General features: G+C 72.4%; 8 protein-coding genes. 4 read left to right on the forward strand and 4 right to left on the reverse strand.

Annotation, left to right across the window (positions count from 1 at the left end; translation table 11 throughout):
- The first annotated feature begins 7 nt into the window (after nt 1-7).
- Nucleotides 8-841 (forward strand): alpha/beta hydrolase, encoded by an 834-nt coding sequence (locus ACFYYW_RS27900; RefSeq protein WP_352325223.1) that lies wholly within the window; start codon nt 8-10, stop codon nt 839-841.
- Here the strand turns inward: ACFYYW_RS27900 and ACFYYW_RS27905 are convergent.
- Nucleotides 816-2,006, reverse strand: a complete 1,191-nt coding sequence (locus tag ACFYYW_RS27905) for an RNA methyltransferase (RefSeq protein WP_387652731.1) — start codon at nt 2,004-2,006, stop codon at nt 816-818. The two genes, ACFYYW_RS27900 and ACFYYW_RS27905, sit on opposite strands and share 26 nt — an antisense overlap.
- 228 nt (nt 2,007-2,234) lie before the next feature.
- Here ACFYYW_RS27905 and ACFYYW_RS27910 point away from each other — a divergent pair, with 228 nt between their 5' ends.
- The gene (locus ACFYYW_RS27910; RefSeq protein WP_352330884.1) at nt 2,235-3,476 is read left to right on the forward strand and encodes a cytochrome P450; all 1,242 of its coding nucleotides are present in this window, start codon (nt 2,235-2,237) and stop codon (nt 3,474-3,476) included.
- A gap of 24 nt (nt 3,477-3,500) precedes the next feature.
- On the opposite strand, the gene ACFYYW_RS27915 is transcribed toward ACFYYW_RS27910, so the two are convergent.
- Nucleotides 3,501-5,231 carry a hypothetical protein gene (locus ACFYYW_RS27915; protein WP_387652734.1) on the reverse strand — a complete coding sequence of 577 codons (1,731 nt, stop codon included), beginning with the start codon at nt 5,229-5,231 and terminating at the stop codon, nt 3,501-3,503.
- A 432-nt stretch (nt 5,232-5,663) separates the two neighbouring features.
- Here ACFYYW_RS27915 and leuS point away from each other — a divergent pair, with 432 nt between their 5' ends.
- Nucleotides 5,664-8,144, forward strand: coding sequence for a leucine--tRNA ligase (gene leuS / locus ACFYYW_RS27920; protein WP_387652736.1), 2,481 nt, complete (start codon nt 5,664-5,666; stop codon nt 8,142-8,144).
- 4 nt (nt 8,145-8,148) lie between these two features.
- Here the strand turns inward: leuS and ACFYYW_RS27925 are convergent, their stop codons facing one another.
- Together ACFYYW_RS27925 and ACFYYW_RS27930 are read right to left on the reverse strand one after the other, a co-directional pair.
- Nucleotides 8,149-9,117, reverse strand: a complete 969-nt coding sequence (locus ACFYYW_RS27925) for a TIGR03557 family F420-dependent LLM class oxidoreductase (protein ID WP_387652738.1) — start codon at nt 9,115-9,117, stop codon at nt 8,149-8,151.
- A gap of 49 nt (nt 9,118-9,166) precedes the next feature.
- A complete protein-coding gene (locus ACFYYW_RS27930; RefSeq protein ID WP_352325997.1) occupies nt 9,167-9,589 on the reverse strand; it encodes a hypothetical protein in 423 nt (140 codons plus the stop codon).
- 156 nt (nt 9,590-9,745) lie between these two features.
- On the opposite strand from ACFYYW_RS27930, the gene ACFYYW_RS27935 reads away from it, so the two are divergent.
- On the forward strand, nt 9,746-12,892 hold the full coding sequence (locus tag ACFYYW_RS27935; RefSeq protein WP_387652740.1) for a PDZ domain-containing protein: 3,147 nt from the start codon (nt 9,746-9,748) through the stop codon (nt 12,890-12,892).
- Nucleotides 12,893-12,915 lie beyond the last annotated feature (23 nt).

Genomic DNA, 12,915 nt, shown 5'->3' on the forward strand with positions numbered 1-12,915 from the left:
CGCAGTCATGGAGATCAGAACGATCCACGCCAACGGCGTGGAGTTCGCGTATCTGACCGTGGGGGAGGGGCCGCTGGCGTTGTGCCTGCACGGGTTCCCCGACACCGCGCACACCTGGCGGCACCTGATGCCCGAGCTGGCCGGACGCGGCTACCGCGCCGTCGCGCCGTTCAGCCGCGGCTACGCGCCCACCGAGATCCCGGCCGACGGCGCGTACGAGGAGGCGGCCCTGGTCGCCGACGTGCGCGCGCTGCACGAGGAGCTCGGCGGCGACGAGAACGCGGTGATCGTCGGGCACGACTGGGGGGCCTTCCCCGCCTATGCCCTGGCCGGGCGCTTCCGCCGGGCCGTCGCGCTCGCGGTGCCGCCGCCGGGCGCGCAGCTTCCCGGGCTGCTGGCGTACGAGCAGCTCAAGCGGTCGTTCTACATCTTCCTGTTCCAGACCGTGCTGGCCGAGCCGGCCGCCGCCGACCCGGCCTTCCTCGACCGGCTGTGGCGGGACTGGTCGCCCGGCCACGACCCGGCCGAGGACCTGGCGTTCGTCCGGCGCAGCCTGGGCGAGCCCGCCAACATGGCGGCGGCCATCGGGTACTACCGCGCCGCGCTCGGCACCACGCCTCCCTCGGGCCGCTACCCGGACCTCGACCCCGCCACCGCGGGCCCGGTCCTGTACCTGCACGGCGAGCGGGACGGGTGCATGGGCGCGGAGATGGCCAAGGACGCGGCCGGCAGCCTGCCGCCGGGGTCGCGGGTCGAGCTGGTGGCGGACGCGGGCCACTTCCTGCACCTGGAACGGCCCGCGGAGGTCAACCGCCTCATCCTCGACTGGCTCGGCTGCTGAGCACGGTGATCACCGGGTGGCGCCCTGACAGGCTCACCGGGACCGTCTCCTCGACCGCGAACCCGTCCGGCGCGCCGGCCGTTGTCGCGCCGGCGCCGGGATCGTCGTGGAGCAGCGCCACGGCCAGGCCGCCGGGTTCCAGCACCCGCCGCACCTCCCGCCACAACGGGTCCAGCCCGGGGCCCAGCAGGCCGCGCGGCGGCACCTGACGTCCCCAGGGCGGGTTCACCAGCACCCGCCGCACGCTTCCGTCCGCCACGGGGAGCCGTCCGGCGTCGGCGAGCCCCCAGCGGAACGGGCCCGTACCGTCCGGTGGCAGGGCGGCCCGCGCGTTCGCGGCGGCCGCCGCGACGGCGGCCGGATCGCGGTCGAACCCGACGAACCAGGAGAGCCCGGAGAGCCCGGCGAGCCCGGATAGCTCGGAGCACCCGGAGAACCCGGCGGGCCCGGCGTGCGGTGCGAGCGCGTGCGCGGAGAGCCCAGCGGATCCGGCGGCCCCGGCGTGCGGCGCGAGCGTGAGCGCGTGCGCCTCGATGAGGGTGGTGCCCGCCCCGCAGCAGGGGTCGAGCACGACGCCGCGGAAGCCCGCCGCGCCCACCCCGGCGAGCTGGGCCATCGCGGCGGCCAGCGGCGGGTGCAGCGTGCCCGGGATCGAGGCCGTCTTGTACGGTCTGCGGTGCAGCGGCCGGTCACCGGCCCGCCGGGCGATGACCGCCTGGTCGCCCTCGATCGTCACCCGCCACGCCGTCGCCCCCGCCGGCGGCCGGCCGCCGTCCCGCCGGGAGTGGTAGCGCAGCCGCCACGACCGGGCCAGCTCGGTCCCGACGGCGTCCTCGATCTCGTGCCTGGTGTAGTTGCGGCGTCCCACGAACGAGGCCGAGACCTCGACGTCGGGGCCGCCGGGCGCGCCGAGGTCGATCCCGCGGGCCGCCCGCGCCAGCCGGGCGAGCGCGGAGCGGCCGTGGCCGACCCCGTCCACCACGGCCGCGGCCAGCAGTACGTCGTCCGCGGTGCGCAATCCCAGGAGCCCGGCGCCGGGCCGGACCTCGAACCACACCTCCCGATGGCGGACGCCGACGACGGCCCCGAGACGGGCACGCCGGATCTCCGCCGCGACCAGGGGCTCGGTGCCACGCACCGCCCTGGCCACCGCCAAGGTGAGCAACTGTTCTTCTCCCACGTAGCGACCCGGGACGGCGGCAGGCCGCCCCGCATCACCGGCGGTGGGTCAGCCCACGGCCCGCCGGCGGATCGCTAGCCGAGGAGGAAGAAGAACGTCATGCGCGGCACCCTACAAAGCCCCGTCCGCGCGAGCCACCGGTTTTTCCGGCAGCCACGTACGGTGTACGTCGAACCCATTGACGTAAGTGGTCGCTTTCCGAATGATTGCTCTATGACCGTCCTGGACTTCGACCTGTCGGACCGGAACTTCTGGGCCAGGCCCATGAGCGAGCGCGAAGCGGCGTTCGACCGGTTGCGCGCCCGCGAGACGCCGGCCTTCTTCGAGGAGATGGAGCTGGCCGTCGCGCCCAAGGGGCCCGGCTACTACGCGCTGGCCAGGCACGCCGACATCCTGGAGGCGAGCCGCAACCCCGAGGTCTTCTGCTCCGGCGACGGTGGCGCGACGAACATCCCCGACATGCCCGCCGAGTTCACCGAGTACTTCGGCTCCATGATCAACATGGACGACCCCCGGCACGCCCGGCTGCGCAGGATCGTCTCCCGCGCGTTCACCCCCAAGATGATCAAGCAGTTCGAGTCGGACGTCGAGGCCGCTGCCGTGCGCATCGTCGACGACCTGCTGGCCGCCGGTCCCGGCGGCGACTTCGTCACCGACGTGGCCGCGCGCCTTCCACTGAAGATCATCTGCGACATGATGGGCATCCCCGAGCGCGACTACCGGTTCGTCTTCGACCGCTCGAACGTCATCCTCGGCGGCTTCGACCCCGAATACACCGGCGGCGACCTCGACCAGCTCGCCACCCGCCTGCTCACCGCCGGCATGGAGCTGCAGCAGCTCGTCCAGGACCTCGCCGCCCACCGCACCGCCAACCCCACCAACGACCTGACGTCCTCGCTGGTCAACGCCAACATCGACGGCGAGCGGCTGACGATGCAGGAGCTGGGCTCGTTCTTCATCCTGCTGGTGGTCGCGGGCAACGAGACGACCAGGAACGCCATCTCCTACGGCCTGCGCCTGCTCACCAAGAACCCCGACCAGCGCGCCCTGTGGCTGGAGGACGTCGAGGGCCGCGCCCCCGGGGCCGTGGAGGAGATCGTCCGGCTGGCCTCGCCGGTGAACTTCATGCGCCGCAAGGTCACCCGCGACCACGAGATGAACGGCCACCTCTACCGCGCCGGCGAGAAGGTGGTGCTGTTCTACTGGGCGGCGAACCGGGACGAACGGGTGTTCGCCGACCCGTACCGCTTCGACATCACCCGCCACCCCAACCCGCACGTCGGCTTCGGCGGGCCGGGGCCGCACTTCTGCCTCGGCGCCCACCTGGCCCGGCGGGAGATCACGGTGATGTTCCGCGAGCTGCTGCGCCGGGTGCCGCACATCGAGGGCGGCCGGCCCGACCGCCTGCACTCCTCGTTCATCAACGGGATCAAGCACATGGAGTGCACGTTCTGAGCCGGGCGCGGCGGCGCCCGGGGCTCAGGACTGCGCGGTCAGCTTGAGCTGGTTCATCACGGTACGGATGTCCGGCAGGAGCTGCTTGCCCTCGTCCGGGATCGACACGAACACGATGGCGGGCACGCTGCCGCCGGTGTTGACCGCCATCGTGACGATCGTGGCCTTCTCCGTGCCGGCGGTCATGGCGTACGCGATGAGCCGGCCGGTGGAGGCGCCCACCTTGATCGGCTGCTGCGCGATCTTCCTGACCTTGTTGCCGTCGGGGTAGAAGTCCTTGCGGGCCTGCAGCACCATGCGCCGGATGACCGGCTCCAGGTCGTCCTTGTCGTACAGGGAGGACATACTGGCCGGCAGCGGGCCCGACATGACCTGGGCGTACTTGTCGGGCGCGACCTCCGTGTACTGACGGGTGTCGTAGCCGAAGGTGGACTTGACCGTGGCCCGCTGGTCGAGCTGCCAGCTGCCGCCCAGGCGGGGCAGCGAGACCCCGGCCGCGGCGTCCTCGACCCGGCCGGTCACCGGGGACGCCTTGCCCGGGTACTTGGGCAGGGCGGGGATCGTGGTGGAGCGCTTGCCCGTGCCCGCCTTCGTGGGGCCGGCCGAGGCCGCGGGGGAGGAGGCGGTCTTGCCCTCCGGGGTGTCCTCGCCGGCCAGCGGGCCCGCGAGGAAGGCCCACAGCAGCGCCGCGATCAGGGCGATCACCACCGAGCCGCCGAGCGCGTAGATCCAGATGGGCTTGCCCGGCTCGTCGTCCAGGGAGTCGTGGTCGCCGCCCTGGTACTCGTCGCCGAAGACGTTGTTCCAGAGCTCCTGCTGGCGGTCGGGAGGCGGGGTGCGCGAGCCGCTGATCTGACCGGCCGTCACGAAGCGGCGGTCGGGGTCGGAGGGGTCGCGGTTGAGGTTGGAGCCGGGGCGCGGCTGGTCGGGGTGGCCGTCGCCGGGCATGCCCGGTCCGGCCGGGGGCGCGCCGACGTGGGCCGCCGCGAGCGGGCCCGGGGGCATCGCGGGGTCGCCCACCATGGTGTCGGCCTGCCGGCCGCCGTACATGACGGTGTGCTCGTCGGCCGGGGCGGCGGACGGGCCGCCGGGCCTGCCGGGCCCGTCGAGCGGCGACGGCGCGGGCTGGACGGGGGCGTCGAGCGGGCCGGACGCGCGGCCCAGCGTGACCGTGCGGTCCAGCGGGTCGGCGGCGGACGCCGACGGCGCGGGGGAGGGGGCGGGGGTGGGGCTGTTGGGCCAGGGCGCCGGGGTGGACAGGTTGGACCACGCGCCGGGGGACGGCGTCGGCGGCTGCGACCAGGCGGGCACCGGGTCCTGCGGCTGGGCCGGCTGCTGCTGCTCCGGCCACGAGACGGGGACCTCCTGGCGGGGGGCCTCGGGCCAGCCCTGCTCCTGCCGGGGCGGGTCGGGCCAGGACGGCCGCGCCGGCTCCGGCCACGACGCGTCGCCGCCCCGCTGCTGCGCCCGGCCGTCGTCGCGCGAGGAGCCGGTGCGCGGGAGGTCGTTCCGCGAGGAGTCGTTGCGCGGCACGTCGGGCCAGGAGCCCTCGGGGCGCGGCGGCTCGGGCCAGGACGGCGCCTGCGGGGCCTCGGGCCAGGACGGTTGTGCCGGGGCGGCCTCCGGCCACGACATCGGCACGCCGGAGGACTCCTGCCCGCTGGACGGCCAGGAGGAAGGCACGTCGTTGCGGGCCTCCGGCCAGGACGGTGGCAGGTGCGACGCCCCGGAGCTCGCGGAATTCTCCGTTGCCATTGCTGCCGGCCCTCCCGAGGTTGTGTCCGGATGTGCCGCTATATCCGGATTTGACGTACCAGGCATGATCTCATGGGATTTTCCAGGAGATACGGCTGGTTTCGCAGCGAAACGAGCGAAGCCGTGCGGATCGGTTGGCGGATCCTGCAGCGGCAGGTCGCCCTCCGGTCGATCTGGCTCAGCTGGGTACACCACGCGACGACAGTATTCTAAAGGGACATATGAGGTCACAACGGATACATCACCATCAGGTCTCGCTGGACCTGAAGGGTCTATTGTGCCTGCGCCGGTCGCCGGAGTATCTGCATTCCGTCGAAGACGTGCGCTAGGCTTGACACATGCGTTCCGCGACCCTGCTTCTTAGCGGGCCGCGACGGCCCTGAGAGGTCTCGCCGTCGCGGCTACCCCTCGTCGTGCACGAGGGGTTTTCTTATGGGTCCGAGTCAAGCCAGAAGGACAGTAGCCGTGAGTGAGTACGACCCGCAGGCGCTGCAGGCCAAGTGGCAGCAGCGATGGGAGGAACAGGACACCTACCGGGCGAGCGAGGACGCGGCCGACCCCCGGGAGCGGCGCTACATGCTCGACATGTTCCCCTACCCGTCGGGCGACCTCCACATGGGCCACGGCGAGGTGTTCGCCATCGGCGACGTCGTCGCGCGCTACTGGATGCAGCAGGGCTACAACGTCCTGCACCCGATCGGCTGGGACTCCTTCGGGCTGCCCGCCGAGAACGCCGCGATCAAGCGCAACGCCCACCCCGCCGAGTGGACCTACGCCAACATCGAGACGCAGGCCAATTCCTTCCGGCGTTACGGCATCTCCTTCGACTGGTCGCGCCGCCTGCACACCAGCGACCCCGAGTACTACCGCTGGAACCAGTGGCTGTTCAACCGCTTCTTCGAGCGCGGCCTGGCCTACCGCAAGGGCGGCCTGGTCAACTGGTGCCCCAACGACCAGACGGTGCTGGCCAACGAGCAGGTCGTGGCCGGCAAGTGCGAGCGCTGCGGCGCCGACGTCATCCGCCGCGAGCTGACGCAGTGGTACTTCAAGATCACTGACTACGCCCAGCGCCTGCTGGACGACATGGAGCAGCTCGACGGCTGGCCCGAGCGCCTGCTGACCATGCAGCGCAACTGGATCGGCCGCTCCGAGGGCGCCGACGTGCTGTTCGAGATCGAGGGCCGCGACGAGCCGGTCCACGTCTACACCACGCGCCCCGACACCCTGTACGGCGCCACGTTCTTCGTGGTCGCGGTCGACGCGGCGCTGGCCGACGAGATCGTCACCGACGAGCAGCGCCCGGCCTTCGAGGCCTACCGCGCCGAGGTCGCCAAGCTGAGCGACATCGAGCGCCTGTCCACCGACAAGGAGAAGACCGGCGTCTTCCTGGGCCGCCACGCGGTCAACCCGGTCAGCGGCGAGCGCATCCCGGTCTGGGCGGCCGACTACGTGCTGTCCGACTACGGCCACGGCGCGATCATGGCCGTGCCCGCCCACGACCAGCGCGACCTGGACTTCGCGCGGAAGTTCGACCTGCCGGTCAAGGTCGTCGTGCACACCGGTCTGGCCGACCCCGGCGAGACCGGCGAGGCCACGCCCGGCGAGGGCACGCTGGTCAACTCCGGCCCCCTCGACGGGCTGACCAAGGCCGAGGCCATCGCCAAGATCATCGAGATCCTGGAGGCCGAGGGCCGGGGCACCGGCGCGGTCAACTTCCGGCTGCGCGACTGGCTGCTGTCCCGCCAGCGTTTCTGGGGCACGCCGATCCCGATCATCCACTGCGCCGACTGCGGCGAGGTGGCCGTCCCCGACGAGCAGCTGCCCGTCACGCTGCCCGACCTGCGCGGCGAGGCGCTGGCGCCCAAGGGCGTCTCCCCGCTGGCCAGCGCCACCGAGTGGGTCAACGTCGAGTGCCCCAAGTGCGGCGGTCCGGCCCAGCGCGACACCGACACGATGGACACGTTCGTCGACTCGTCCTGGTACTTCCTGCGCTACACCTCGCCCGGTTACACCGACGGGCCGTTCGACCCCGAGCAGGTGCGCAAGTGGGGCCCGATCGACCAGTACGTCGGCGGCATCGAGCACGCCGTCCTCCACCTGCTGTACTCGCGCTTCTTCACCAAGGTCCTGCACGACATGGGCATGGTGAGCTTCACCGAGCCGTTCCTGCGCATGCTGAACCAGGGGCAGGTGATCAACGGCGGCAAGGCGATGTCGAAGTCCCTGGGCAACGGCATCGACCTGGGCCAGCAGATCGACGCCTTCGGCGTCGACGCCGTCCGCCTGACGATGATCTTCGCCGGTCCGCCGGAGGACGACATCGACTGGGCCGACGTCTCGCCGGCCGCCTCGCAGAAGTTCCTGGCCCGCGCGCTGCGCGTGATGTCGGAGGCGACCGCCGAGCCCGGCGTGCCGTTCGAGGGCGGCGACGCCGAGCTGCGCAAGGTCACCCACCGCACGATCGACGAGGTCACCAAGCTGGTCGAGTCGCAGCGCTTCAACGTCGCGGTGGCCCGCATGATGGAGCTGACCTCGGCCGCCCGCAAGGCCATCGACTCCGGCCCCGGCGCGGCCGACCCGGCGGTGCGCGAGGCCGCCGAGTCGCTGGCCGTCATGCTGTCGCTGGTGGCGCCCTACGTCGCCGAGGAGGGCTGGGAGCGCCTGGGCCGCACCGGTCCTGTCGCCTTCGCCGGCTGGCCCGTCGCCGACCCCGCGCTGCTGGTGCAGGAGTCGGTCACGTGCGTGGTGCAGGTGGCGGGCAAGGTGCGCGACCGGCTGGAGGTCGCCCCCGACATCTCCGAGGACGAGCTGCGGGCCCTGGCCCTGGCCTCCGACAAGGTGGCCGGCTACCTCCAGGGCACGCCGCGCAAGGTGATCGTGCGCGCGCCCAAGCTGGTCAACATCGTCCCGTAGGCGGCTAGATCCGGCGCAGGGCCGGCAGGAGCTCCTTCTCCGCCCAGTCGAAGAACGGCTCCTGCTGGTCGTGCCCGATCTGCACGAGCGCCACGTGCGTGTACCCGGCGTCGGCGAACTTCTTGACGCCCTGCACGACCGCGTCCACGTCGTCGCCGCAGGGCACGCTCTCGGCGACGTCCTCGGGGCGTACCGAGCCGGCCGCGGCGGCGAAGTTCACCGGGCCGGGCAGCTCGGCCATGACCTTCCAGCCGCCGACGCCCGACCAGCGCCACAGCCGGTGGGCCCGCTCCTTGGCGGCCTCGGGGTCGGTGTCGTAGGCGACGGGGAGCTGGCCGTAGACCGGCTTGCCCTGGCCGCCCGCGGCGTGGAACTGCTGCACCACCTCGGGCATCGGGTCGTTGATGACCAGCACGTCGCCCAGCTCCGCGGCGATCTCGGCCGACCGGCCGCCGGAGGCGGCGATGCCAATCGGCACCTGCTCGTCGGGCAGGTCGTAGAGCTTGGCGGAGTCGACGTCGAAGAACTCGCCCTGGTAGGTGACGTACTCGCCGCTGAACAGCTCCTTGATGATCTGCACGGCTTCGGCGAACATCCGGTGCCTGGTGTCCACCGGCGGCCAGCCCTCGCCGACGACGTGCTCGTTGAGGTTCTCGCCGGCGCCCAGGCCCAGGGTGAACCTGCCCTCGCTCAGCACCCCCATCGTGGCCGCCTTCTGCGCCACTACGGCCGGGTGGTAGCGCATGATGGGGCAGGTCACGTACGTCATGAGCGGCAGCCGCTCGGTCACCTGCGCCGCCGCGCCCAGCACCGACCAGCAGTACGGCGAGTGCCCCATCTCCTCGATCCACGGGAAGTAGTGGTCGGAGATGACCGCGTAGTCGAAGCCGACGCGCTCGGCGGTGGCGGCGTAGTCCACCAGTTCGCGGGCCGGGGTCTGCTCGGACATCAAGGTGTAGCCGATTTGTACCATGTGGTCGGGCTACCCAGCTTTGTCCGGATTAGGGTCGGGCATCCGGAGATCAATCGTCACTGCGGAGCTCCTCGATCACCAGCCCGAGGCCGATGGCCAGCAGCCAGAGGTCCTTGGACAGGCCGATGCCCTGCTGGGTCGGGCGCAGGCTGCCCTCCTCGCGCATGCCCGGCGTCCTGAGGTAGAGCCCGAGCAGGCCGGCCGCGAACGCGGTCAGCCCCGCGCCGGCCAGCAACGACGGCACGAACGGCAGGGCGAGCGCGGCCCCGAGGGCGAGCTCGCCCTTCGACAGCAGCCGGGTGAAGGCCACCGGGTCCTGGCCGCGCAGGAACGGGTACGTGCCCGCGGCCATGCCGTGCAGGCCGGCCGCCGTCTGCTCGTCGGCCTTGGTCTTGCCGAACCCGGAGTTGAGGATGATGGCGGCGGCGGCCAGGCGGCCCGGGAGCTGGTGCGGTCGGACGAAAAATCGCATGATTCCTCACAGTGTGTGATTTGTGGCGATTGGCTCCTTCCCTGCCGTTCCCCGCACATCCGGGGCATCGAGCGGTCTTGGCTGTTCGCGGACGGTGGAGCCGTGCTCTGAGAGAAAATCTTTAGCTGGTTTGGTGTCTCGCATTAGTGTCTAGCTGTGACATATGGCGCATACCTGAGATATCCACATCTGTCCGGTGACCTGGTCACCTTCGTCGCCGACGACGATGTCTGGCTCGCCCCCGTCGCCGGCGGCCGGGCCTGGCGCTTCACCGCCGACCGCGTGCCGGTCTCCGCCCCGCGGTTCTCGCCCGACGGCTCGCGCATCGCGTGGACCAGCGGCAAGGAAGGCGCCCCCGAGGTGTTCGCGGCCGAGCTGGACGGCGCCGAAGGCACCCGGCTGACGCACTGGGGCAACGCCATGACCGGCGTCCGCGGCTGGACCGGCGACGGAGCCGTGCTCGCGGTCAGCTCCACCGGGGAGGCATCCCGTACCCGGCTGTGGGCGTACGCCGTCCCGCTCGACGGGGGGCCGGCGGAGCGGCTGCCGTACGGGTGGGTCAGCGAGGCGGCCGTCAGCGGCGCGAAGGTGGCCACGGTGTCGCCGGTCTGGCGCGAGCCGTCCCAGTGGAAGCGCTACCGGGGCGGCACGGCGGCCAAGATCTGGGTCGACGCCGACGGCGACGGGGAGTTCGTCCGGCTGTTCGCCGACAGCCCCGCCCAGTACTGGGCGGTGAGCTGGGTCGGCGACCGGATCGTCTACCTGTCCGACGCGGACGGCGTGGGAAACCTCTACTCGGCCCTTCCCGACGGGTCCGACGTGCGCCGGCACACCAACCACGACGAGTTCTACGCCCGTCACGCCACGAGCGACGGTGAGCGGGTGATCTACAGCCACGCGGGGGACCTGTGGCTGCTGGAGAGCCTGGACGCCGAGCCGTACAAGCTGGAGGTCAAGCTCGGCGGCCCGCGGCCGGGACGGGCGCGCCGGCCCGCGCCCACGCGCGTCGGCGCCTTCTCCCCGGACCCGACCGGGCGCGCCAGCGCCGTCGAGATCCGCGGCACCGCGCACTGGGTGACCCACCGCGACGGGCCCGCGGGCGCGCTCCGGGTGGAACCCGGTGTGCGGGTACGCCTGCCGCGCGCCCTCGGCGCCGACGGCCGGGCCGTGTGGGTCTCCGACGCCGGCGGCGAGGACGGCCTGGAGATCGGCACCCCCGGCGGCGAGATCAGGAGCCTGGCCGGCGGGCAGCTCGGCCGGGTGCTCGAACTGACCGCCGCGCCCGACGGCAAGCACGCCGCCGTGGCCACGCACGACGGGCGGCTGCTCGTCGTGGACCTGGAGTCGGGCGACCTGCGGGAGCTCGACCGCACTACGCAGGGCGACATCAGCGGGGTCACCTTCTCGCCGGACTCCGGCTGGCTGGCCTGGGTGCACCCCGACCACGAGCCGCTGTCGCAGATCAAGATGGGCCGCGTGGACGGCACGTCGGTGATCGACGTGACGCCGCTGCGCTTCTCCGACTACGACCCGGTGTTCACCAAGGACGGCAAGCACCTGGCCTTCCTGTCGGTGCGCACGTTCGACCCGGTGTACGACGCGCACGTGTTCGACCTGTCGTTCCCGGCGGGCTGCCGGCCGTACATCGTGCCGCTGCAGGCCGCCACGCCGTCGCCGTTCGACCCCTCGTTGCAGGGACGGGGGTTCAACGGGGAGGACGACAAGCCCGGCAAGGACGACAAGAAGGACGACGCGCCGCCGCGTACCGAGGTGGACCCGGAGGCGCTGGCCTCCCGCGTGGTGCCCGTACCCGTGCCGGCGGGCCGCTACGGCAACCTCAGGACCGCCAAGGACGCGCTGCTCTGGCTCCGCCACCCCCTGACGGGCCAGCTCGGCGACGGCACCGAGCCGGTGAACGAGACCGTGCTCGAACGCTACGACCTCAAGAAGCGCGCCAAGGCCGAACTCGGCAAGGATGTGCGGGCCTTCGAGGTCAGCGGCGACGGCACCAGGCTCGTCACCAACGGCAAGAACGGCCTCCAGACGCGGGCGGCCGGCGAGGGCGACGAGGTCGTCACGATCGACCTCGACCGGATCGCCGTCCAGATCGACCCGGTCGCCGAATGGCTCCAGGGCTACCGCGAGGCCGGACGGCTCATGCGCGACCACTTCTGGCGCGAGGACATGGGCGGCGTCGACTGGCAGGCCACGCTCGACCGGTACGAGCCGCTGGTCGGCCGCCTCGGCTGCCACTCCGAGCTGATCGACCTGCTGTGGGAGGTGCAGGGCGAACTCGGCACCTCGCACGCCTACGCCAGGGGCCACGACGGCGTCAGCGACCCGCGCCGCCGTCAGGGCCTGCTCGGCGCCGACCTGGCCAAGGACGAGGACGGGACCTGGCGGGTCCAGCGCATCCTGCCGGGCGAGACCTCCGACCACGCGGCCCGCTCGCCGCTGCTCGCGCCCGGCGTCGCGATCCGTCCCGGCGACGCGATCGTGGCGGTGGGCGGACGTCCGGTCGATCCGGTACGCGGCCCGCTCGCGCTGCTGTCCGGCACCGCCGACCAGCCCGTGGAGCTCACCGTGCGGCCCGCGGCCGGCGGCTCGCCGCGCCGGGTCGTCGTCACCCCGCTCGCCGACGACAGCCAGCTGCGCTACCACGACTGGGTGGAGAGCCGGCGGGCCTTCGTCCGCGAGGCGTCCGGCGGGCGGCTCGGTTACCTGCACGTCCCGGACATGGTGGCCTCGGGGTGGGCGCAGTTCCACCGCGACCTGCGTACCGAGATGGCCTTCGACGGGCTGGTCGTGGACGTGCGCGAGAACGGCGGCGGGCACCTGTCCGAGCTGGTGCTGGAGAAGTTGTCGCGCAAGGTGACCGGCTGGGCGCGGGCCCGCGGCTACGAGCCCATGCGCTACCCCGAGGACTCGCCCCGCGGGCCCATCGTGGCCGTCGCCGACGAGTTCGCCGGGTCCGACGGCGACATCGTCAGCGCCGGGATCAAGAACCGCGCCCTCGGCCCGCTGGTCGGCACCAGGACCTGGGGCGGCGTCATCGGCATCGACTCGCGCTACTCCCTGGTGGACGGGACCGTGGTGACCCAGCCGCGGTACGCGTTCTGGCTGGAGGGGCCGGGCTGGGGCGTGGAGAACCACGGCGTCGATCCCGACGTCGAGGTCGTGATCACGCCGCAGGACCGGGTGGCGGGTCGCGACCCGCAGCTGGCGAAGGCGGTCGAGCTGGCGCTCGCCGCGTTGGAGGAGCGCCCGGCGGCGACCGCGCCGGACCTGCCGCCGCTGAGCTGACCGTCCTGAGGGGCGGCCCGTCG

Origin of the sequence: Nonomuraea sp. NPDC001831, from assembly GCF_042892035.1 — a bacterium.
GTDB lineage: Bacteria > Actinomycetota > Actinomycetes > Streptosporangiales > Streptosporangiaceae > Nonomuraea.